Below are 23,689 nucleotides of genomic sequence, written 5' to 3'. Positions count from 1 at the left end.
TATTAAAACACATATTGAATGGCATGACACATAGTTTGGATGCTATAGCTTGAAATATTCCGATAAAGCATTGCGGTTTAAAGAAAGCTCTTTGGTGACAAGCCGAAAGCAAAGGTTAAAAAGGCATGGCAGAAGAAGTTAACGACGAAATGGCGGCAGAAAAGCCGGGGAAAAAGCATAACCGCTCCGACGAGCGTATCACCCCGATGATGGAGCAATATATCGAGATAAAAGCGGCAAATAGCGATTATTTGTTGTTTTATCGTATGGGTGATTTTTACGAGCTTTTTTTTGATGACGCCGTTGAAGCTTCCAAAGCATTGGGAATTGCGCTTACCAAACGTGGCAAGCATTTGGGCGAAGATGTGCCAATGTGTGGCGTTCCTGTTCATGCTGCAGATGATTATTTGCAAAAACTTATAGCCTGCGGTTATCGCGTGGCCGTTTGCGAGCAGATGGAAGATCCGGCCGAAGCCAGAAAGCGCGGCGGAAAATCGGTTGTGCGGCGCAATGTTATCCGTCTCGTCACACCGGGAACTTTGACAGAAGACAAGTTGCTTGATCCGGCGCGTGCCAATTATCTTATGGCGCTTTCGCGCACCGGATCGGGTAAAGATCAGGAATTTGCAATTGCATGGATCGATATTTCAACGGGAATTTTTAAAGTAAGCCGTGCTCATGCCGATCGTCTGCTTGCCGATATCATGCGCATCGACCCGCAAGAACTGATTGTGGCCGATAATGTTTTCCATGACGAGACATTAAAGCCGCTATTCAACCAGCTCGGCCGCATCGTCACACCACAAGCAGCAAGCCTTTTTGATAGCAATATGGCTGAACGCAACATTTGCGATTATTTCAAACTGGCGACACTGGAAGGGCTCGGGCACTACAATCGTGCAGAACTTTCGGCAATTTCGGCTGCTATCGGTTATGTTGAAAAAACACAGATCAACGAGCGTCCACCTCTCATGCGCCCCTTAAGGGAAGATGAAAATGCCTCCCTGTTTATTGATCCGGCAACTCGCAACAGTCTGGAATTGACACGCACACTTTCAGGACAGCGTGATGGCAGCTTGATGAAAGCAATCGACCGTACAGTTACAGGAGGCGGTGCGAGGCTTTTGAGCGAACGTTTGATGGCGCCATTGATTGCACCGGTTGCAATCAACGAGAGGCTCGATTCGGTTGCATATTTTCTTAATGATATGCGGTTTGCCGAAAATTTGCAGGCTATTTTGAAGAGCGCGCCGGATATGCCACGGGCACTTTCACGCCTTGTCCTTGGCCGCGGCGGCCCGCGTGATATGGCAGCAATCCAGCGCGGATTTGCTGTTATTTGTGATGTGAGAAACCTGTTTGCGGGCAAACTTCTGCCGCAAGAATTAAGCGATGCTTTAGCAACCCTTGAAAAATTGCCGGTTGATCTGCACAGCCATCTTGATCGTATTCTTGCCGATGATTTGCCGTTGTTGAAACGGGATGGGGGATTTGTTCGCAAAAATTATAATCAGGAACTTGATGAACTGAGAACCCTGCGTGACGAATCGCGTCGGTTCATTGCCGAATTGCAAGGCCGTTATGCTGAAGAAACGGGCGTTAAAGCGCTTAAAATCCGCCATAACAATATTCTCGGTTATTATATCGAAGTCACTGCCCTTCAGGCGCCGGCATTGACAGAAACGACTGAAGCGAAAAGCCGTTTTATCCATCGCCAGACAATGGCAAATGCCATGCGTTTTACGACAACCGAACTTGCCGATCTCGAAAGCCGCATTGCCAATGCAGCCGATCGCGCTTTGACAATCGAACTTGAATTGTTTGACAAGCTTGTTGAAGAAATTGCAGATCAAGCCGATTTTATCCGGCAAGCGGCCATGGCTCTTTCTGTTTTTGATGTTTCCGCCTCCAATGCTTCTCTCGCCGAGGAACAAGGCTATTGTCGCCCGATTGTAGACCAATCGCTCGATTTCGAGATTGTCGCTGGACGCCATCCGGTGGTTGAACAAGCATTGAGAAAACAGGCCAAAGAACCGTTTGTTGCCAATAATTGTGATCTTTCTCCCAAAAATGGCGCGAAATACGGTGCGATTTGGTTGCTCACCGGCCCTAATATGGGCGGAAAATCAACGTTTTTGCGTCAGAATGCCTTGATTGCCATTATGGCGCAGATGGGGTCGTTCGTTCCCGCCGGTTCAGCCCATATCGGTGTTGTCGACAGGCTTTTCAGCCGCGTTGGAGCTGCCGATGATCTTGCCCATGGCCGGTCAACCTTTATGGTTGAAATGGTGGAAACGGCAACAATCCTCAATCAGGCCGCCGAGCGTTCATTGGTTATTCTTGATGAAATCGGCCGCGGAACGTCGACATTTGACGGACTTTCTATTGCCTGGGCAGCCATCGAATATCTTCATGAAGTCAATCATTGTCGGGCAATTTTTGCCACCCATTTTCATGAAATGACAGCACTCACCGAAAAACTTGATCGCCTTCATAATGTGACGATGAAAGTCAAAGAATGGAATGGCGATGTCGTTTTTCTTCACGAGGTGGGAAATGGTGCGGCAGACCGTTCTTATGGTGTGCAGGTGGCAAAACTTGCAGGCCTTCCGGCCGCTGTTTTGTCGCGGGCAAAAGATGTTCTCCATCAGTTGGAAAAAGGTGAAGTTGCGGGTAAAGCTGCCAAGCTGATTGATGACCTCCCGCTTTTTTCTGTAGCACTGTCGCGGGAAACAGAGAACAATAAAAAAGCTTCTAAAATTGAAGAGGCATTGAAGGAAATCAATCCTGATGAACTTTCGCCTAAGCAAGCCTTGGAAGAACTCTATCGTTTGAAACAGCTGGCAATGGCTGGAAAATAACGGCAGAGTTTAACGAATGCTGTCGCAAGCAATAAACAATTGCCGCGCGTGATGGTTTTTCGAATATTTCAAGATCGTGTGCACCCCGGCTTTTTAAAAGCTTTAACGACAGCGGTATGATGCAAGGCGGAATGATATTCGAAAACAAAACGGATATTTTTTAAGCACACTATATAATGTAATCGCTGATCGCGGTCTTTTATCTCACGTTGATGAGTGAGGCAGAAAACCGATTATTGCCGAAAACGCTGACTTCAGGACGAAAAAATATGACACCTCGGCTTTCACCCATGCGAATTGATTTTAAGCTTTGTGAAATGGTCGGAAAGCCGCACTTATTCCCATCCCGCCGCCAATTCCCATTGTCGCAAGGCCAAGTGTATCATCTGACAGGTTTTTCATCTGGGAAAAAAGCCGTGTTGTCAAAATAGCGCCCGATGCACCAAAAGGATGTCCAAGCGCAATTGCGCCACCATCACGGTTGATTTGTTCTTCCGATATATCCAACGCGTCAATGGCGGCAAGCACTTGCGTTGCAAAGGCTTCATTGAATTCAATGACGTCAAAATGTGAACAATTGTCGAGCTTCATTCTTTGTAGCAGTTTTTTTGTCGAGGGGACCGGTCCCACGCCGGCAAGATTGGGATCAACACCACTTACAGCACTATCAATAAAAATGATTCCGTATTGAATGCCCAACTGTTTGGCTTTTTCAAGCGATGTCACCAGAACGAGTGCCGCTCCGTCATTCAAAGGGCAGGAATTACCGGCTGTTACCGTTCCGTTTTTTTCAAATACCGGTCGCAAATGGGCTAAAGTTTCGAGTTTTAAACCTGCTCTCGGGCAATCGTCAGAGGAAAATAGGCCTTTTGCTGTTTGAAGTGCTATGATTTCATCATCAAAACGACGGTCTGCTTGAGCGTTCAAGGCACGTTGATGGCTTTGAAGCGCAAAACGATCCTGTCTTTGTCTCGATATACCAAAATGTCTGGCAATATTTTCAGCCATGTTTCCCATATCAGGGTCACCGACGCTATCCGGTGAAAACCGTGCACGGGAGAAAAATTGTGGCAATTCGCGCGGTGTTTTGGGGCGTTTTATGCGCCAAGGCGCAGTCGATACACTTTCTGCACCACCGGCAAGATAAATTTCACCCGCTCCCGCCTCAACAAGTCGGCACGCCATAACCACCGCTTCAAGACCTGACCCGCATTGCCGATCTATTGTTACACCCGGAATTTCAACCGGCAGTCCGGCGGTTAAAGCAGCAAGGCGTGCGAGATTACCTCCTCCGCCCGCAGCATTACCGATCATAACATCGTCAATATCCGTTTTTTTGATGTTTGTGCGTTCGACCAGTGCCTGAACGAGCGGGCTTAGAAGATATTCCGCGTCAACAGATGAAAGCGCACCATATGCGCGCGCTATCGGCGTTCTCAACGCCGCAATAATAACAGGTGTTCTGCTTTCATCCATTTTTAAAGCCTTGTAACTTCAGGGGCACCCTCTTCAACCATTCTGTTGACTATGACACGCGCAATTTTTCCGCTCCACGTCATTGGCCAATGGTTGATCATATAAAAATCTTTCGGGATTTTGAATTTTTCCATTAACGGGCGGCAAAACTCGCGCAGTTCATCTGCCGTTAACGGGGCATCTTTGAATGAAATGACGCTGACAAGACGTTCTCCATAAATGTCATCGGCAATTCCGAAAGCAATTGCTTCACTGATATTTGGGATAGTTTTCAATGCCGTTTCTATTTCGGCAAGATAAATATTGTTGCCGCCCGAAATAATCATGCCGCCGGCACGACCCATTACATAAAGTTCGCCATTTTTGTCGATCATGCCAAGGTCGCCAACAGTTGCCCCATACCGGTTACGGACAAATGCCTTGCCATTGTCACCCCATAAATATCCATCCGAGATCAAATCACTTTCGACAAAAATCGTGCCGATTTTATCGGGCGTGAGCGGTAACAAATTTTCATCACGAATTGTAATTTTAACACCGGGAAACGGTTTTCCTACCGGCGACATGGAATTTTCATGTGAAAGCGTTCGGGGGGTCATTTTGTTGACAGCAACAAAACTTAATTCCGATGCACCATAATATTGTAAAATTTCTGCATTCGGAAAAAGTGCACGTGCATCGGCATAATGTTGCCGATCAAATTTCGAGGCTCCGGTAACAAGTTGCTTCACTTGCTGAAAAACCAATTTACGCTCATCTGCCCGTCGTTTTAATTCGTTAAGCATGGTTGGCACGCCGACAAAACGGTCGGCAGTTTTAAGAAGCTCCAATACTTCATCGACATTGAATTTTTTGACACTTTCAAAAGTCTGTCCGCTATCCAGCGTTTCGATAAGAGCGTAAAGGCTTACGCCGTGCGCCATGGGCCCCGGAGCAACCGATTTATGTAATTTGTCGAGGCCGAAGAACTCACGTCCGGGGACTAGCGAGTTTCGCCAACTTTGGCGATTTCTTATAAAAGCTTTGGGAAGCCCTGTTGTGCCGGACGTAAAACCGATAAAAAATGGACCAAGCGGTAGATCGGCTATCGGTTGGTCGGAAACAGTTCCTTCCAGAAAACGGTCATAAGTTGCCAGAAAACGCTCATAAGTTGATTGGGTGTCGACATCTTTTTCAACATAAAGCGCTGGCAAATCAAGGGCTCGGGCAATTTCTGCTATAACGCAGCCTTTGTTCTCGCAAATGACAAGGTCGGGATTAAGCCGACGCATAATTTCTTCAATCTGGTTTGGTGGCGTGGCAACAGAAAGAACAGCAACACAATGCGGACTTGCCGAACCACCGGCAAAAATTTCGCCAAAGCGGAAATGGTTTGGAAGTGCGAGCAACACCAGCCGGCCATCATCCGGTAAACCGAAACGATCAGGGTGGCTTTTTTCCAGATTGAAAAGATTGCGTCTGAAAGCTTCGGCGCGTTGGTAGAGCGTTTTATAGGTGATTTCATTTCCGGCGATTGAAATCGCAATTCTGTCGGGTGTCAAAGTGGCATGTTTAGCCAACGCATCAATAACTGGCATTCGCACCCCTAACGGTTCGGGAATAATTTGAGGCCGACTTCGCGTTTGAATGTTACGGCATATTTAAAAATAACAATATATTCTAAAAAATTACAATAAAACTCTCCCGCTATAATGTACCAATCATAACGGGAGAGAAAATTTTAAAATCAGATTTGGCGAACAGCGCCTTTGGCTGCCGATGTTGTCATGGCTGCGTAAGCGCGTAATGCCTTGGAAACTTTGCGTTTACGAACCTCTTCCGGCTTCCAGGCTTTGTCACCTTTCTGTTCCATTTCCTTGCGACGATTGGCCAGTGTAGCATCGTCGACAGCAAGATGGATTTTGCGATTTGGTATGTCGATTTCGATTGTATCGCCTTCTTCAACAAGACCGATTGTGCCACCTTCAGCAGCTTCCGGTGAAACATGGCCGATGGAAAGCCCTGACGAACCACCGGAAAAACGGCCATCGGTAATGAGGGCACAAGCTTTTCCCAAGCCTTTCGATTTCAGATAGCTTGTCGGATAAAGCATTTCCTGCATTCCGGGGCCACCGCGCGGACCTTCGTAACGGATAAGCACAATATCTCCCGGTTTGATTTTGCCGTTCAAAATAGCAACCACGGCCGAATCCTGACTTTCAAAAATCCGTGCCGGACCTTTGAATTTCAAAATCGAGTCGTCAACACCGGCGGTTTTGACAATACATCCATCCTTGGCAAGATTACCGTAAAGAACGGCAAGGCCGCCATCCTTGGAATAGGCATGGTCGACATCGCGAATGACACCTTTTTCGCGGTCAAGGTCGACTGTTTCATAACGCCGTGACTGGCTGAATGGTGTTTGTGTCGGAATGCCACCCGGAGCTGCACGATAAAATTCATGGACTTCCGGATTATTTGTCTGTTTGACATCCCATTTGCGCAAAGCATCCTTCAATGTCGGTTCATAAACCGTTGCAACTTCGCTGTGGATAAGACCTGCGCGGTCAAGCTCGCCCAGAATTGCCATTACCCCACCGGCACGGTGGACATCTTCCATATGCACATTGGCAACAGCCGGTGCGACTTTACAAATAACCGGAACGTGGCGTGAAAGCCGGTCTATATCCGACATGGTAAAATCAACTTCGCCTTCTTGTGCGGCGGCTAAAAGATGAAGAACTGTATTGGTTGAACCGCCCATTGAAATATCAAGTGTCATTGCATTTTCAAAAGATTTGAATGTCGCAATCGAACGGGGAAGAACACTGTCATCATCCTGTTCATAATAACGTTTGGCCAGTTCGACAATCCGGTGGCCGGCTTTCTCGAAAAGATGTTTGCGGTCGGCATGTGTTGCAAGCATTGAACCATTGCCGGGAAGCGAAAGCCCCAGAGCTTCGGTCAGGCAATTCATCGAGTTTGCAGTAAACATTCCCGAGCAAGAACCGCATGTCGGGCAAGCAGCCCGTTCCATATTGGCAACTTCCGAATCGCTATTATGGTCATCGGCTGCCGCAACCATCGCATCAATCAGGTCAACGGCGAGCTCTTTGCCTTTCCATTTGATTTTTCCTGCTTCCATCGGTCCTCCGGAAACAAAAATCGTCGGAATATTAAGCCGCAAGGCTGCCATCAACATTCCCGGAGTAATTTTATCGCAGTTGGAAATGCATACCAAAGCATCTGCACAATGCGCATTGACCATATATTCAACCGAGTCGGCAATGATCTCACGGGAGGGAAGAGAATAAAGCATGCCATCATGCCCCATTGCGATACCGTCATCGACAGCAATTGTGTTGAACTCTTTGGCAACGCCGCCAGCTTTTTCCACTTCGCGGGCAACGAGTTGTCCCATATCTTTAAGATGGACGTGGCCAGGAACAAATTGTGTAAATGAATTGGCAATCGCAATAATCGGCTTACCAAAATCTCCGTCTTTCATTCCTGTGGCACGCCATAAGCCACGGGCACCGGCCATATTCCGGCCATGAGTAGAAGTTCTTGAGCGATAGGGAGGCATTTCGAATTTCCTTGAATAATTCCAATGTAGTAACGGTTTTGCCGCACAGATTATATAAACGCAAGGATTTTAAACGCTTTTTTGATCAATGCTCAATCACATTTAGATTAGAATCAAAAACAATTTTAAATTTAAACGCAATATTATTGCGCACCCTTTGGCCATTCTTCATGATAAATAAGGCTTTCGAGCGGTACGCGTTTGCGCCAGCCTTTTTGCTCGAGTTCCGGACTGTCATAAAAGTGGCTGACATAACCGATACACAAATAAGCAATGATTTCTATTTCAGCCGGAATTTTTAACAACGCCTTCAATTCATCATCATGATAGATTGAAACCCAGCCGACACCGATGTTTGCAGCCCGTGCCGCAAGCCATAAATTTTCCACAGCACAAACGCAACTATAAGCCGACATTTGCGGATTATGAAAACGGCCAAGACCGGTGCGGCCATCGCGCGAGCGGTCACATGTGACAACAAGATTAAGAGGGGCTTTGACGATTCCTTGTAATTTCAGTCGGTTATAAAGCTTGCGCCTTTCGTCGGTAAAAATTTTTGCTTCTTCGGCCTGTGCTCTGGCAAAAATTTCTTTGACTTGGTTTTTTCGTTTTTTGTCGCGAATGAGAAGGAAATTCCATGGTTGCTGGAAGCCCACGGAAGGTGCTGAATGGGCGGCTTCAAGGAGTTTCTTTATAACAGAATCATCAAGCGGTCGGGGTAAAAATTCATCGCGCACATCGCGCCGTTCATGGATGACTTTGTAGATATCTTCCAACATAAATTCTGTGCCGAACTCCTTGCCGATTTTGTAGATAGCTAAATGAAAATTGTCGTATTGGCTACATAAGAATGCTTTTCAAAATTCTTTGGTCTTCCAACAAATATCTTATAATTGATAATGTTAAGCGATCAAGTTTATCACTGCTCTCGTCAATGAATTCGGAAACACAAAAATAATCGAACATGTTTCGGTTATGATTGAAGCGGTCAAGATTCCGAGATATCCGGATTTCTTGCTGATGTTTCAGGCGGCTTCTCAAGGGAGGCTAAAAATCGTGAGGTTGGAGAAAAAACGGAAAGCAGGCGGAATAGAAAAAACAATAACGACAGCCGATTGAAAACGAAAAGATAAAAACAGCGTTGAAAAAAATGGACCTTAAGTCAAAGAAGTCCAACAACAAAAATTATAAAATTGCGATAAGGAAGTTTTTGAATCTGGAAGGTTTTTCAAGATTGGTGGAGCTAAGCGGGATCGAACCGCTGACCTCTTGCATGCCATGCAAGCGCTCTCCCAGCTGAGCTATAGCCCCATTCAAGATGAAAAGGTCACGACGTGACCTTCCGGGATCAAGACAAACTGTCTGGCGGCTTCTTAAATTGAGTGGCGCCAAAGATCAAGAGGGAAATTGCAATCTTTATAAAGAAAGCGACTTCCCCTTCTTGATCTCGTTAAATGTCGTCGTCTTTATGAACTTTATTGCCGCCGGTGATAATGCCGCTAACGTCGTCATCCTCGTCGTCTTCATCATCCGGCAAGAATGCGTCATCATCATCGTCACCAAGGTCGACATCCTCATCGTCACCAATGTCAGGAATTTCTTCACCACCCTTTGTTTCATCATCGGCATCTTCAAGCGAGATGAATTCGGGCTTCTCTAATGCCGTGTCAAGGTCCTCCGTCTCTGTCTCCTCTTCCTCATCCTCGCCCTTAGCGTCGGCTGTGGCGTCGAAATAGGATCTTGGGTAGGAGATCCCAGTATAAGGTGAAATAATCGGGTCACGATTGAGATCATAGAATTTCTTCCCCGTTTCCGGGTCTATTCGTTTGGTTCCAAGTTCAGGTTTTGCCATGGACCGAGCCTCTTTTGGTTGGGCGTGACATTTCTATCTGCATGAAGCTTATAGAAATAAGCACGTTCCTTTGTTGGAAAGCAATTTAACCGGACACGAGCATTTACGCGTCCATTAAAATGCCGTTGAGATTAATCAAAAAATCCGATCACGGTGCTTAAGCGCAAAAATATGCTTTTGTCAAAGATAAACAATAAGAACCATGTTCAATTTCCTTCAAGCGATGTATTTTTTCATGACGTATGAAACTCGTTATGTTAGAAGCATGCTTTTCCTATATATAAAGAAGAAATACGTTTGCCATGTCTGAACCGCTTCCTGCTACCTCGAAAAAATCTGCCGATCTTTCCGGACATATCCGGATACCGGGCGATAAGTCCATTTCCCACCGTTCATTGATGTTCGGCGCTCTGGCAAGTGGAGAAACCCGCATTTCCGGTCTTTTGGAAGGGGACGATGTTATTCACACAGCCAATGCCATGCGGGCCATGGGTGCAACAATCACGAAGAATAATGATGTTTATGTTATCCATGGAACAGGAAACGGTTGTCTCTTGGAACCGGAACAGCCGCTTGATTTCGGCAATGCCGGAACCGGAGCAAGATTGACTATGGGGCTTGTCGGTACCTATGCAATGAAGACACGTTTTATAGGTGACGCATCTTTGTCAAAACGGCCGATGGGGCGCATTCTTGATCCCCTGAGGTTGATGGGAGTGCAAGTTGAAGCTTCGGAAGGTGACAGATTGCCGTTGACATTGTGGGGGGCAGTAACTCCCAACCCGATCACCTATCGTGTTCCTATGGCGTCGGCACAGGTAAAATCGGCCGTTTTGCTTGCCGGTCTTAACACCCCCGGTATTACCACTGTCATCGAGCCGGTCATGACACGTGACCACACCGAAAAGATGCTTGTGGGCTTCGGTGCCGATCTTGAAGTCGAGACAGATAGTGAGGGCGTGCGCTATATCCACTTAGAGGGGCAGGGGGAACTGCACGGGCAGGTTATAACGGTTCCCGGAGATCCGTCATCAGCAGCATTTCCGATTGTAGCAGCCTTGATTACCGAAGGTTCGGATATAACGATAGAGAATGTGTTGTTAAATCCCACCCGTACCGGATTAATCATCACACTTTTGGAAATGGGAGCCGACATCAGTTTTGAAAACAAACGCCAGACCGGCGGGGAAGAGGTGGCCGACATTCGCGTGCGTTCCTCGCAATTAAAGGGGGTAAAAGTGCCAAAAGAGCGTGCGCCGTCAATGATTGACGAATATCCGGTTCTTGCAGTTGCTGCCGCTTTTGCCGAGGGAAAAACAATTATGGAAGGGCTTGCAGAACTCAGAGTCAAGGAATCAGACCGGCTTTCAGCCGTCGCCAACGGTTTGAAAAAAAATGGCGTTGACTGTGAAGAAGGAAAAGATTTCCTGATCGTGACTGGCGACCCTTCGGCGAAAAATATTGGTGGCGGAACAGTCACAACACATCTTGATCACCGTATCGCCATGAGCTTTCTGGTGCTTGGCCTTGGAGCCGGAAAACCTGTAACAATTGACGACAAGCGTATGATTGCAACAAGTTTTCCGGAATTTATGGGTCTGATGGCGAAATTGGGAGCGCATATCGAATGACCCCGAACAAGCCGTTTATTATTGCAATTGATGGGCCGGCTGCTTCGGGAAAGGGCACATTGGCGCGTAAACTTGCCTCCCATTACGGGTTTTCCTATCTTGATACAGGTTTGACCTATCGTGCAGTTGCCGATGAGCTTCTAAAACGTCATTTGCCACTCAATGACGAGGATATTGCTTTAAAAACGGCCTCATTAATCGATTTTGGTTCGCTTGAGCGGGCGCATTTATCCGAACATGAAATCGGTGAAGCAGCATCGAAAGTGGCAGTGATGGGTCGTTTGCGTAAAACATTGGTCGACATGCAAAAAGCTTTTGCAAAACAAAGTAAAGGGGCGGTTCTTGACGGGCGCGATATCGGAACAGTTGTCTGTCCCGATGCAAACGTCAAGCTCTATATTGTTGCAGCCCCCGAAGTTCGGGCAGAACGGCGCTATAATGAAATGGTGGGCAAGGGCGAGAAAGCCGATTATAATGCTATTCTTGCCGATCTTAAACGGCGCGACGAACGCGATATGAAGCGCACCGAAAGCCCGTTGAAACCTGCAAAAGATGCGCACTTGCTTGATACAACAAAATTGAGTATAGAAGGCGCGTTTGCTGCCGCTTGTGCTATTATTGATCCAATTATAGAAAAACGGTAGAAGAGTTTAAGAGAAATGTTATTTCCGGCCATGCGCCAAACTACCCCGCCAAAGAGCGGGCGGCAGGAAAATAACATCGTTTTAACACTAACCCGGCGCTCGTGCCTTATTTCATAATCCTATCAAAAGGCACTTCTTCAGGAGTTTCTATGTCACAATACAATCCCACAAAAGCGGATTTCGAAGCCCTTTTGGCTGAATCCCTCCAGACCAATGATCTCGTCGAGGGTTCGGTTGTTAAAGGCCGCATCATTGCAATTGAAAAAGATATGGCAATCATTGATGCCGGTCTTAAAGTAGAAGGCCGCGTTCCGTTAAAGGAATTCGGTGCCAAGGGTAAAGACGGCTCGCTTAAACCTGGCGATGAAGTCGAGGTTTATGTCGAACGCATCGAAAACGCGATGGGTGAAGCTGTTCTTTCACGCGAAAAAGCTCGCCGTGAAGAGAGCTGGGTTCGTCTGGAAGAAAAATTCAATGCCGGTGAACGCGTTGAAGGCGTTATCTTCAGTCAGGTCAAAGGCGGTTTCACAGTTGATCTTGATGGTGCCGTTGCTTTCTTGCCGCGCAGCCAGGTCGACATTCGTCCGATTCGCGACGTAACGCCGTTGATGCATACCCCTCAGCCTTTTGAAATTTTGAAAATGGACCGTCGTCGTGGCAATATTGTTGTTTCACGCCGTACAGTTCTTGAAGAAAGCCGTGCCGAACAGCGTTCTGAAATCGTACAAAACCTTGAAGAAGGTCAGGTTGTCGAAGGTGTTGTCAAGAACATCACCGATTACGGTGCATTCGTTGACCTCGGCGGTATTGATGGCCTCTTGCACGTTACCGATATGGCATGGCGCCGTGTCAACCACCCGTCTGAAATCCTCTCGATCGGCCAGACTGTAAAAGTACAGATCATCCGTATCAATCAGGAAACACATCGTATTTCTCTGGGCATGAAACAGCTTGAGAGCGATCCGTGGGAAGGCATTACCGAGAAATATCCTGTTGGCAAGAAAATCAAGGGCACCGTTACCAACATTACCGATTATGGTGCTTTTGTTGAAATCGAACCGGGTATTGAAGGTCTTATCCACGTTTCAGAAATGAGCTGGACCAAGAAGAACGTTCACCCCGGAAAGATTCTTTCGACCTCTCAGGAAGTCGAAGTCGTTGTTCTGGAAGTGGATCCGGCAAAACGCCGTATTTCTCTTGGCCTCAAGCAGACATTCGAAAATCCGTGGACAGCTTTTGCCAACAAATTCCCTGTTGGTTCTGTTGTTGAAGGTGAAGTCAAGAACAAAACCGAATTCGGCCTCTTTATCGGCCTTGAAGGCGATGTTGACGGCATGGTTCACCTCTCCGATCTCGACTGGAACCGTCCTGGCGAGCAGGTTATCGAAGAATACAACAAGGGTGACGTCGTCAAGGCTGTTGTTCTTGATGTTGATGTCGACAAAGAACGTATTTCACTCGGCATCAAGCAGCTTTCCGGTGACAAGGTCGGTGAAGCTGTTGCTTCCGGTGAATTGCGCAAAGGTGCTGTTGTTACCTGCGAAGTTACAGCAATCCACGACAATGGCATTGATGTAAAATTGGTCGATCATGATCTCGAAACAACAATCCGTCGTTCGGATCTGTCGCTTGATCGTGATGAACAACGTCCGGAACGCTTCACTGTCGGCCAGAAGGTTGATGCACGCGTTACCGCATTCGACAAAAAGACCCGCAAGATTACAGTTTCAATCAAGGCTTTGGAAATTGCCGAAGAAAAAGAAGCTGTTGCACAATATGGTTCGTCGGATGCCGGTGCTTCACTCGGCGACATTCTGGGAGCCGCGTTGAAGAAGCAGGAACAGGAATAATCCTTTCGGTTCTGGCGTCGCAGTTGACTGCGATGGCTTTTAAACAAATCAGAAAAACCCGCCTTGAAAGGCGGGTTTTTTTATAAACGATGACGTTTTTGATGTTTTGTAATTGAATTGCCGGTTTTCATTATAAAGCGGGAAAGTGGTGTTACCAAAAACTGCATCTGCGCGACACGCAACGCACATTCAATAAGTATTTTCAAAATAGCAGGATTAGAAAAACCGTGTTGGTTAAAGCAGCTATCGGCTTATTTTGTAGTGATTAGAATGGGGAGGTTTCTTCCGCTTTTGAAAAAAATCGGGCAGGTACTTCTTGCCAATAATCACCTCATATCACTCATCACTGGAACCATGTAATCGGTTTGATAAGCCGGCGGTGGTTATCCTGTCTGTTTTATAAAAGCAAGGCGAAACGGATTTTTATGCTTTGAAAAATCAATCAAGTTCCGTTTGCAAGTGATTGAGTGGAATGCGCTTCGGTCCGCTTTTCAAAATATTTTGTTTTGAACATTAAACGACAAAAGACGGATGGCTACAATCGCTATTTGCCTATCTTGGGCGAGCCACGTTATTATTTTGTCAATGTTGGGCAAGGAAATCGGAACGAGACAAAAAAATTCCCGCGAATTTCGCGGGAATGTTGGATTGATCGAAGAATTTTTAAATTCTTACGAAGGATTGGACTTTTGTGCTTTTGCCTGTTCTTCGGCAACGCGCTTCTGGAACAAACCGGCAAAATCGATCGGGTCGATCATCAAAGGCGGGAAGCCGCCATTTCTTGTTGCATCGGCAACAATCTGGCGTGCGAAAGGAAAGAGCAAGCGCGGGCATTCAATGAAAACCAGCGGCATAACATGTTCCTGAGGAATGTTTTTTACACGAAAAACACCGCCATAGACCAATTCGACGTTGAACAGCATATCCTTGCCTTCGCCAGCTTTGGCAGTGAGCGAAAGGACAACGTCATAATTGTCATCTTCCATGGGATTGGCATTAACGTTGATACCGATATTGATTTCGGGTGCTTTCTCGCGTGGTCTCAATGCCTGTGGAGCATTCGGGCTTTCAAATGAAAAATCCTTGAGATACTGCGTTAGAACCGTGAATACGGGAGCTTCGCCATTTTTATTTGCTTCGCCTTCGGCCATAATGAAAACCTTCCATGATTAGCGCCAAAATGCGCCATGAGGGGTTGGAGATACTACGGGCTAGCATGTCGCAGGCATTGTTGCAATAAAAGGGACCCCGCCGTTCACTATTTTTCGCTTTATTATCAATTCAGACGCTTGTTATCGTCATCTTTACGCCATGGTGAATGTTCGGGATCGGATGAATGATAATCTTCCGCATCAAGATCAATCGTTTGCGAATGACTGCTTTCGTAGCTGTTTTCTCTAAAACCGGATGAAAAATTGGTGCGGACGATCATTCTTTTCGATACCCATTTCCATAAGAGATCACGTATTTGCGGGATAAAAAGCAAAAGGCCGATAATATCGGTAACAAAACCCGGAATGATCAGCAGGATAGCAGCCATGATAAGCAATGCACCGTGGGCAAGTTCGCGGTCAGGTATATGGCCGGCAGCAAGTTCGTGCTGCATTTTTGCAAGAAGTGTAATTCCCTGAATACGCAGAAGGATAAATCCGACGATCATAGACAGAATGATAAGGCCTAATGTTGCAAGGACGCCTATCTCTTTTCCAACAATGATGAAACCGGCAATCTCGATAAAAATTGCGGCAAGCAAAAATACGCCGGCAATATTGGGGGTATTACGGTAGATATTTCTCACCAATGTTGTCCTTTCCAGATTTTTTAAGGCATAATGATCGCAGAAATATAATTCCTTCTTTAAATAGGGATTAAAAAGCCATATTTGAATGATGGCTTTTGCTGTTCTATATATTTAAATCAAAGCTTATCACCGCATTGTTGTAGTGATACCCATTTTTCGAGTTTTGGAGATCGGCCGCGCAGATGGATTTCGACATTGTACTGGTTATTGCTCTGGTTATTGCTGTGGTGGTTTTTCTGCAGCTACGCAGTGTGTTGGGAAAACGCACAGGTTTTGAAAGGCCGCCCTTCGATCCCTATTCACGTCAAGCGGAAAAAGCGGAAGACAAGGAAACCGATACCGTCGTTGCATTACCAAAGCCGGAAGTCAAAGCAGCCGATGATTTTTCCGATATTGATAAAATTGCCCCTGAGGACAGCGACCTTAACAAAGGATTGCGCGCTATCCGCAAAGAAGACCCGACATTTTCACCCAATTCATTTCTTGATGGTGCGAGAGTGGCTTATGAAATGGTCGTAACTGCTTTTGCCAAGGGGGATAAGAAAACACTGAAAACGCTTTTATCCGACGAAGTTTATGCGGGATTTTCTGCAGCAATTGATGAGCGTGATAAAAAAGGTGAAAATGTCAAATTCACGTTTGTCGGCATTGATAAAATAGAAATTGTCGACGCTTCGTTTGAGGCGGATATTGCACAACTGACGGTCAGGGTCGAGAGCGAGATCATCTCGGCTACTTACGATGATAGTCAGAAACTTATTGATGGTGACCCACAAACAATAGCTGAAATCAAAGATATCTGGACGTTCGCACGGAATGTCAAATCGCGCGATCCGAACTGGAAAATTATCGGCACCGAAGACGGTGAATAGTTTTCTGCAAAAGTGCTAGGAGAGCTTCAGCCGATTACATCGGGCGTATAACTTGAAGGTTGGATGAAGATGGCTCGTGACGATAATCGGGAACAGTTCTATCGGCTGAAACTTGAAGACCGTATTTTATGGGATAAGGTAAGAAGTACCGCAATTCCCTTGGCAAAATCCGAGCAGCTCAGTGTCGAGATCAAGGATATGCCTGCTCTTTTTTCGATGGAAATCGCTAAAAAAGCGAGGCTTGAAAATATAATTGATGACAATAGTAATGGAATAAAGGCTCCGCCGCAGCTTTTTCCATTCGATAAGCCGACGTATCGGAAGATATCGCGAGGACGTGTCGAGATCGAGGGACGCGTCGACCTTCACGGCCTTTATCGCGATGAAGCTTACTCTTTACTCCTTAACTTTTTACAGTCTGCACGCCATCGCGGCTTGCGTCACGTTCTTGTCATTACCGGAAAAGGTTTGTCTGTCGGCAGTGAAGGTGTTTTGCGGCAGGCCGTTCCCCATTGGCTTGAGACCGCACCATTCCGCCAGATTGTATCTTCATTTGACGATGCACCGAGAAATCATGGTGGAAAAGGTGCACTTTATGTCCGGTTGCGGCGGCAAGCGAAAATCTGATTGTGCGAAAATCTGATTATGCGACAAGCGGAATAGGCGACGTATTAATTTCAACAAGCTTGTTCTAAAAAATTCCTGATAGATCATAAGTTGATCATTTTGCTAGCTTTTAAAAATGAAGCATGGAAAACAAAATCTTTAGCCAAGTTCAATCTGCGCCGGCTACCTGTTTCATATAAGCTACCCTTTTTAGATAGTTTGTGTTAACCATTCATAGCGGCCTATCGATTTTCCATCCTTCCCGTTGTTTGGGTGCAAGTTGATCTGCATGTTGGCAAAGAGGCCAGCATATGCTCTGTTAAAATATCGGAAGGGGTGAGCAGGATTTTATTACTGTCTCAGTGACATCTTAAATCAAATAATGGATATGGCTTAAAAAGCGCATCAAGCAATCCTATGAGCTGACGGTAAAAATCTATCGGTAAGATCAATAGAATTGCGTTAAAACCGCCAAAGCGGAAATACCATGTTTTTAAAACAGTTTTTTAAGATCGTCGATTTTGCTGTTTACGAACCAGCCGTAATAATTTTCTTGCGGCAATTTCGGTTTTTCACCACGTGCAACTGCCCGCTTATTTTCTTCGGCCAATGCCCGCGCACGTGCTTCTGCCCCTCCGGTATTATAGAGTGTGGCAGTCAAACCGGGGTTTTCCGAAATATCAAAGTCGGCAATCTGGCGATAAGCATCAATGGATTGGCGGATTGTTGCTGCAATATAGGGAATGGTCTGATCGGGATCCATAATGGTTTTATAGACTTGTCCGCCATTTTCCGCAGAAAGTTTGGGCAAACCGGAAATCCGGTTAACTCTGTCCGACATCATCAAGGCTGTAAGCGGATTGACCTGTCCTAATCCGAAAGTCTGGCCGGCAAAAAAAGGTTGGAAAAATACCGCACTGAAACGGTTATCGGGATATTTTTTCCCGTCGACTGTTTTACCTCGAAAATCCTTATCCCAGATATTTTCGCGACATGTCCATAATCTATAGCTGTCGGAAATTCCGTTACACGGGGAAAACTGCTTGCGTTTGACAAAATCGGTTACATCTTCCCCGTTATAGGCAAATTGTACACCTTGATTAAGATAGGACATGCCTTTCACATAATAGGTCTGTAAACGGTCATAGACATCAACATTATAGGTGTGTTCGCCAATTATTGCACCCGCGATGTGGATAGGATTGATCCCGTAATCCTTGGCCGTTGCAACGATTCGCGCTCTGAGTTTGCTATCATTCTTCAATAGATTGTAAATTTTGGCATATTTTGCAGCATAGCTTGTCGAAAGTTCGCGCGTGCGCTTTGCCGATGCACCGGGAACAGGCGGTTGCACCGCGTTACGGTTACCCGCAGGAACAACGGTTAAAGCTTCGGCCTCACCGATGAACGATAGAATTAACGGTATGATAAAACACAGCTTCTTGACGATTGTTGGCATGTGCTTACCCTATCTGGAAATTGAAAATATTTAGCCCGTAAAAAATACTTTTATCGTGTTCACGGCAAATTGCCAGCGACATTAGCTATTTTTAGCGCATTCCTTGTCATCGGCCACGTAAAAAGTCGAAGAATGACCGTTTTTTGGTTTGTACCGGCTGAGCCCCACCATTCACGTCGGCTTGTGGACGGGGAGCCCAATAATCGTCACTGCTTCCCGGTTCAGGCGGCGGAGCCGGATAAGGCGTTGTCGACGGTTGTTCACTTTCAGGCAAAATATCGTTGCCTCCGGGAACTGCATTTTGCAGATTATAATTGCCCGGAAGTGGCGAAACCGGTAACGATTTTTCAGCAACCGTCATATAGGATTTCCACGCGCGTACGGGAAGCGAACCGCCAGAGATTGTTTTCATCGGGTGGCCATCGTCATTGCCAAACCATATGCCCGTTACATAATCAGTTGTATAGCCGATAAACCATGCGTCACGAAAATCCTGACTCGTGCCGGTTTTTCCGGCTGACGGCCGGTCGATTGCAGCTTTTCGTGCTGTGCCATTCTCGACAGTTTGTTCAAGCATTGCGTTCATCATGCCGACAATATCCGGTTCGACAACGCGATTGGCAGTAATTTCACCAAAATCATATATGGTTTTACCGTTCGTATCTTCCACTTTCGAGATCAGACGCAGTTGCGGCTTATAACCGCCATTGGCAAAAGGCACAAATGCACCGGTCAATTCAAGCAAGCTCACTTCCGACGTGCCGAGTGCAATCGAGGCATTGTCCGAAAGAGCCGAATGGATGCCAAGACGGTGAGCCACTTCGATGACCTTGTCGGTACCGACCTCCATAATCAATTGGGCGGCAACAGAGTTTAGCGAATGGGATAGGGCAGTGGTCAATGTAACTTCACCCATATATTTGCCGCCATAATTTCTCGGCGTCCAATTGCCAATTCTGACCGGTGCATCATTGCGAATTGTATTGGGGGTACGGCCGGCTTCAAGCGCAGCAAGATAGACAAAAGGTTTGAACGTCGAACCGGGTTGTCTTTTTGCATCGGTTGCGCGGTTGAACTGGCTTTGCGCATAGTCTACTCCGCCCACCATGGCGCGGATTGCCCCGCTTTTATCAATGGATACAAGTGCACCCTGACTAACGTCGCGTTTTTCCCCGTTTTCGGAAATTTGTGTGCGGATTGCCTCTTCGGCAGCCCTTTCAAGTGTCATATCAAGTGTGGTCTCGACAACAATATCCTTATCGGTCTCACCAATCAGAAATGGTAATTGTTGAACAACCTGATCGGCGACATAGTTTTCCGAACCTGTCCAATAAGATTCAGCCTTCGCCATCGGTTCGGCTTCTGCCATCGCTACCTCGGCGTCATTCACCATACCTTCTTCTTTCATGGCAGCAAGAACGAGTTTGGCGCGGTCATTGGCAGCTTTCGGATCACGTGCAGGAGAAAGGCGCGAGGGCGCTTTTAGCAATCCCGCCAGAGTTGCGGCTTCCATCAGATCAACATCTTTTGCCGATTTTCCGAAATATCGTCTTGAGGCTGCCTCGACACCATAAGCACCCGAACCAAGATAAACGCGGTTCAAATACATTTCCAGGATCTGATCCTTGGTGTATTTATGCTCGAGCCAGAGCGCAAGTAGCGCTTCCTGTACCTTTCTTTCCAATGTTCTATCGGGAGAAAGAAACAGATTTTTGGCCAATTGTTGGGTCAGTGTCGAACCGCCCTGTTTGCTGCGACTATGGATAATATTGGTTACCATCGCGCGCGCAATTCCAATCGGATCAACACCATAATGGTCGTAAAAACGGCGGTCTTCAATTGCCACTACGGCCTTTGGTATCCACGGGCTCATTTCTTTTAATGAAAGGGCTTCACCACCGGTGGTTCCGCGATTGGCAATAAGAAATCCGTTACGATCGATAATACGCACATTCGGCGGGCGTTGGGGAATGTCCCAGGTCGAGGCTTGCGGCATTCTGAGCGCAACATAACCGACATAGCCGGCAATTGCGATAGCGCCCCATATTGCTAATACAAAACACCATTTGACCAGCCGGAAAATGAACCCGTGCCTGCTTCCGGTTCCCCGTGTTTTGTTCCCTTTGGAACGGGAACCTCTTTGCGGCGGCAATGCGCGGTCATCATCAGTCAAGCGCATTGGCTCAAAGCTCCGATTTTTCTGAACAAATATTTTTATGGAATGTGGCCAACATGGGAAGACTTTGAAAAATGTTAAAAACTCACGCGTTAAATCGGAAACCGGATTGTTCACTCCGCTCTATCATTAGAATAGCAGAATGATTCCGGCAATTTTAAGAGGGTTCGATTGCACTATCCAATCATTTTAAGCCCTGCAAGCACTTCCTCACTACTATTTATGAAATAACCTGATTTGAGGAGCGAAAGGACACTTGTCTCTAATGGTGAAGCCAAAAAAAATTAACGAGCAAAAATAGAGGAAGCACCAGTCCCGTTTTTTGCTTTTCATCATCTGTACTTTTCCCGATTTGAAAACCGTTTTGAGAAAAGATTGATAAAATTCCTTAAAAAACTTTATTTGACCTTGTTTAGAACCAATGAATGTCGAAAGGTATCAACTGAAACTATAATCAGTTTGTTAAAGCTGCTTCGATAATTATTTGTGCGGGCGACAAGGTGAAACACCAATCAACAAGACAGCGAGAAATGGAGCCGGACAGGAGAACTTGCAAGTGACAAGGTTAATCATGATTGCTTTCTGATGATATTCTTTGACCTGTTTAAATTTTCAAGAAAACAAAAACCCCGTAAACCGACACGATTAGATAGAAAAGCGCCCAACAGTTTACATTATCAGTTTACGTTATAGGAATTACACAAATACAAAATGTTGCAACGCAGCCAATCGGCTGCATTGCACTTATCAATTTTGCTTGGCCTTCAGATCGGCTACATTGTCTTGAGTTTTCCGGAATTCTTCCGGATTGAAATTATATACCGTCGAACAGAATTCACATTTTACAGTAATTCTGCCATTTTCAATGCTGGAGTTTATCTCGTCCGCGGTGAAGGTATTCAAGACATTTTCTATTTTTTCACGCGAGCATGAACATTGATCAAGAATAGTTCTTGCATTGAAAACTCTAACACCATGTTCGTGGAATAATCTGAACAATAGTCTTTCTGCTCCCACTTGCGGATCAGTCATTTCCGAACTTTCGATTGTGTCGACAAGTGCCTTGACTTCGGTCCAATGGTCGAGATCGGTCTTCTTATCAATTTTCTTGGTCGTTTTGCTTCCGATGGAAGACTTTGGAAGATGTTGGACAAGCACACCGCCAGCCCGCCAGCTTTCTCTTGAATGGCCATTTTCATCACGGTCGAAAAGTGTCGCAACGCCAAGCTTGACTTCGGTTGGAATCTGTTCCGATTGTTTGAAATAGTTACGCGCTATTTCTTCAAGACTCGAACCGTCAAGTGCAACAATCCCCTGATAGCGTTGCATATGTTCGCCCTGATCGATTGTGAGTGCCAAAGTTCCTTTGCCAAGAAGTTCTTCAGGGGCATCATGACCGGAAGCAACAGCCTCTTCGAGTTTCTTTTCATTAAATCTTGCATAAGCACGCAAACTGGACGGGGTTTTAAAATCGCACACCAGAAGATTGACCGGCCCGTCGGAGCTGGTCTGCAAAATGAATTTACCATCAAATTTCAATGATGTGCCGAGTAAAACAGTCAAAACCATCGCTTCAGCCAGCAACCGCGCTACCGGTTCTGGATAGTGGTGGCGCGACAAAATGCTGTTGACCGCGGTTCCCAATTGTACAGCGCGGCCACGTGCGTCGAGCTCTTCCACCTCGAAAGGCACAACTGCATCATCGCCAGCAAAATTGAAATCACCAAGGGAAGGGCTCTTTTTGTATTGAGCCGATTGGTCGTTTACATTCATTTCTTTTGTCAAAACCGCATTTCCTTAAAGACTGCCAGAGTATTATTGCAAAAATGGTTGCAACCGATTTTACTTTATAAAAAATAAAGATGCTCTGGCACAATGAAGTCTCTGGACATATTGTCCAGATGAATACTTCATAATGCCTGAAGCCGGTAAATACAGTAGAACCTTTTGCAAGTAGCCTTATAGATAGGTATTATTTTAACGCCTGCAAGCACCACTCAAGAACAGCCTTTTGGGCGTGCAAACGGTTTTCGGCTTCGTCAAAGACAACAGAATGCGGGCCGTCGATGACAGCATCAACAACTTCTTCACCGCGGTGGGCGGGAAGACAATGCATAAACAATGCATCTGGCTTTGCCAAATTCATCAATGCTTCATTGACTTGGTAGGGCTGGAATACATTGCGGCCACGGGCACGGAATTCCTGCCCCATAGAAACCCATGTATCGGTAACAATGCAATCGGCATTTTTGGCGGCTTCTTCAGCATCGTTGGTAAGAACGATATCGGCACCATGCTGACGCGCCCAATCAATGTATTTTTGTTGTGGTTCGCTACCTTTAGGTGTTGCAATTCTCAACTTGAATTTGAACAATGCCGAAGCTTCGATCAGGGAATGCAGAACATTGTTCCCGTCACCCATCCACGCGAAAGTTTTACCGGCAACTGGTCCGCGATGTTCTTCATAAGTCATGATATCGGCTAGAATCTGACAGGGGTGGGTGTCGTCTGTCAAAGCATTGATTACGGGAACATCCGCATATTCGGCGAGTTCCAGCATTCTGGTATGAGCCGTTGTACGGATCATAATGATGTCGACAAAGCGCGACAATACACGCGCTGTATCTGCAATCGTTTCGCTGTGTCCAAGCTGCATTTCCGAGCCGGTAAGCATAATGGCCTCGCCGCCCAATTGATGCATCCCGACATCGAACGAAACGCGTGTGCGTGTTGACGGTTTTTCGAAAATCATGGCAAGTGTTTTGCCAATAAACGGTTTTTCCGACTGCCCTTTTTTAAGAAGAGCTTTGACCTTTTTGGCATGCTCGATGATTTTGCGCGCAGTTTCGGGTGAAAGAATTGAAAGATCAGTGAAGTGGCGAATATTCTTCGTCAT

At 46.2% G+C, this 23,689-nt stretch carries 16 protein-coding genes, 1 tRNA gene and 1 pseudogene; 6 read left to right on the top strand and 12 right to left on the bottom strand.

Annotated elements, in window-relative coordinates:
* Positions 1-191 precede the first annotated feature (191 nt).
* Positions 192-2,861: pseudogene (gene mutS / locus PEB0122_RS00895) on the top strand (DNA mismatch repair protein MutS); the annotation flags it as partial.
* A 303-nt stretch (positions 2,862-3,164) separates the two neighbouring features.
* On the opposite strand, the gene PEB0122_RS00890 reads toward mutS, so the two are convergent.
* From PEB0122_RS00890 to PEB0122_RS00865, 6 genes are all read right to left on the bottom strand, one after another.
* Positions 3,165-4,337: a thiolase family protein gene (locus tag PEB0122_RS00890; RefSeq protein ID WP_075915245.1), complete on the bottom strand. Its 1,173-nt coding sequence runs from the start codon at positions 4,335-4,337 to the stop codon at positions 3,165-3,167.
* Between the two features lie 2 nt (positions 4,338-4,339).
* Positions 4,340-5,914, bottom strand: a complete 1,575-nt coding sequence (locus tag PEB0122_RS00885; RefSeq protein ID WP_075915244.1) for an AMP-binding protein — start codon at positions 5,912-5,914, stop codon at positions 4,340-4,342.
* Positions 5,915-6,063: 149 nt separating this feature from the next.
* Positions 6,064-7,902, bottom strand: coding sequence for a dihydroxy-acid dehydratase (gene ilvD, locus PEB0122_RS00880; protein WP_075915243.1), 1,839 nt, complete (start codon positions 7,900-7,902; stop codon positions 6,064-6,066).
* Between the two features lie 143 nt (positions 7,903-8,045).
* The gene (gene bluB / locus PEB0122_RS00875) at positions 8,046-8,681 is read right to left on the bottom strand and encodes a 5,6-dimethylbenzimidazole synthase (RefSeq protein ID WP_075915242.1); all 636 of its coding nucleotides are present in this window, start codon (positions 8,679-8,681) and stop codon (positions 8,046-8,048) included.
* Between the two features lie 456 nt (positions 8,682-9,137).
* Positions 9,138-9,213: transfer RNA gene (locus tag PEB0122_RS00870), tRNA-Ala, on the bottom strand.
* A gap of 139 nt (positions 9,214-9,352) precedes the next feature.
* On the bottom strand, positions 9,353-9,754 hold the full coding sequence (locus PEB0122_RS00865) for a TIGR02300 family protein (protein ID WP_075869697.1): 402 nt from the start codon (positions 9,752-9,754) through the stop codon (positions 9,353-9,355).
* Between the two features lie 302 nt (positions 9,755-10,056).
* On the opposite strand from PEB0122_RS00865, the gene aroA reads away from it, so the two are divergent.
* The 3 genes from aroA to rpsA all read left to right on the top strand — a co-directional run bounded on the left by aroA (position 10,057) and on the right by rpsA (position 13,879).
* A complete protein-coding gene (gene aroA / locus PEB0122_RS00860) occupies positions 10,057-11,385 on the top strand; it encodes a 3-phosphoshikimate 1-carboxyvinyltransferase (RefSeq protein ID WP_075869698.1) in 1,329 nt (442 codons plus the stop codon).
* Positions 11,382-12,029: a (d)CMP kinase gene (gene cmk, locus PEB0122_RS00855; RefSeq protein ID WP_075869699.1), complete on the top strand. Its 648-nt coding sequence runs from the start codon at positions 11,382-11,384 to the stop codon at positions 12,027-12,029. Before aroA ends, cmk begins: the two co-directional genes overlap by 4 nt.
* 149 nt (positions 12,030-12,178) lie before the next feature.
* Positions 12,179-13,879, top strand: a complete 1,701-nt coding sequence (gene rpsA / locus PEB0122_RS00850; RefSeq protein WP_075869700.1) for a 30S ribosomal protein S1 — start codon at positions 12,179-12,181, stop codon at positions 13,877-13,879.
* A gap of 671 nt (positions 13,880-14,550) precedes the next feature.
* On the opposite strand, the gene secB is transcribed toward rpsA, so the two are convergent.
* Entirely contained in the window at positions 14,551-15,030 is a 480-nt protein-coding gene (gene secB, locus PEB0122_RS00845) for a protein-export chaperone SecB (protein ID WP_075869701.1), read from the bottom strand.
* Positions 15,031-15,155: 125 nt separating this feature from the next.
* Complete coding sequence (locus tag PEB0122_RS00840) at positions 15,156-15,677, bottom strand: FxsA family protein (protein WP_075869702.1); 522 nt, start codon at positions 15,675-15,677, stop codon at positions 15,156-15,158.
* A gap of 185 nt (positions 15,678-15,862) precedes the next feature.
* Here PEB0122_RS00840 and PEB0122_RS00835 point away from each other — a divergent pair, with 185 nt between their 5' ends.
* Together PEB0122_RS00835 and PEB0122_RS00830 are read left to right on the top strand one after the other, a co-directional pair.
* Positions 15,863-16,552 (top strand): Tim44/TimA family putative adaptor protein, encoded by a 690-nt coding sequence (locus PEB0122_RS00835; protein ID WP_075869703.1) that lies wholly within the window; start codon positions 15,863-15,865, stop codon positions 16,550-16,552.
* A gap of 69 nt (positions 16,553-16,621) precedes the next feature.
* The gene (locus tag PEB0122_RS00830; RefSeq protein ID WP_075869951.1) at positions 16,622-17,179 is read left to right on the top strand and encodes a Smr/MutS family protein; all 558 of its coding nucleotides are present in this window, start codon (positions 16,622-16,624) and stop codon (positions 17,177-17,179) included.
* A 472-nt stretch (positions 17,180-17,651) separates the two neighbouring features.
* On the opposite strand, the gene PEB0122_RS00825 is transcribed toward PEB0122_RS00830, so the two are convergent.
* From PEB0122_RS00825 to argF, 4 genes are all read right to left on the bottom strand, one after another.
* Positions 17,652-18,617, bottom strand: coding sequence for a DUF1402 family protein (locus tag PEB0122_RS00825; protein ID WP_075915241.1), 966 nt, complete (start codon positions 18,615-18,617; stop codon positions 17,652-17,654).
* A gap of 106 nt (positions 18,618-18,723) precedes the next feature.
* Positions 18,724-20,796 carry a transglycosylase domain-containing protein gene (locus PEB0122_RS00820; RefSeq protein WP_075915240.1) on the bottom strand — a complete coding sequence of 691 codons (2,073 nt, stop codon included), beginning with the start codon at positions 20,794-20,796 and terminating at the stop codon, positions 18,724-18,726.
* Positions 20,797-21,540: 744 nt separating this feature from the next.
* On the bottom strand, positions 21,541-22,566 hold the full coding sequence (locus PEB0122_RS00815; RefSeq protein ID WP_075915239.1) for an Hsp33 family molecular chaperone: 1,026 nt from the start codon (positions 22,564-22,566) through the stop codon (positions 21,541-21,543).
* Positions 22,567-22,765: 199 nt separating this feature from the next.
* Complete coding sequence (gene argF, locus PEB0122_RS00810) at positions 22,766-23,689, bottom strand: ornithine carbamoyltransferase (protein WP_075915644.1); 924 nt, start codon at positions 23,687-23,689, stop codon at positions 22,766-22,768.

The organism is Ditibartonella apis, assembly GCF_001952075.1.
GTDB lineage: Bacteria > Pseudomonadota > Alphaproteobacteria > Rhizobiales > Rhizobiaceae > Bartonella > Bartonella apis.
This window is presented reverse-complemented; position numbering and strand designations above follow the sequence as displayed.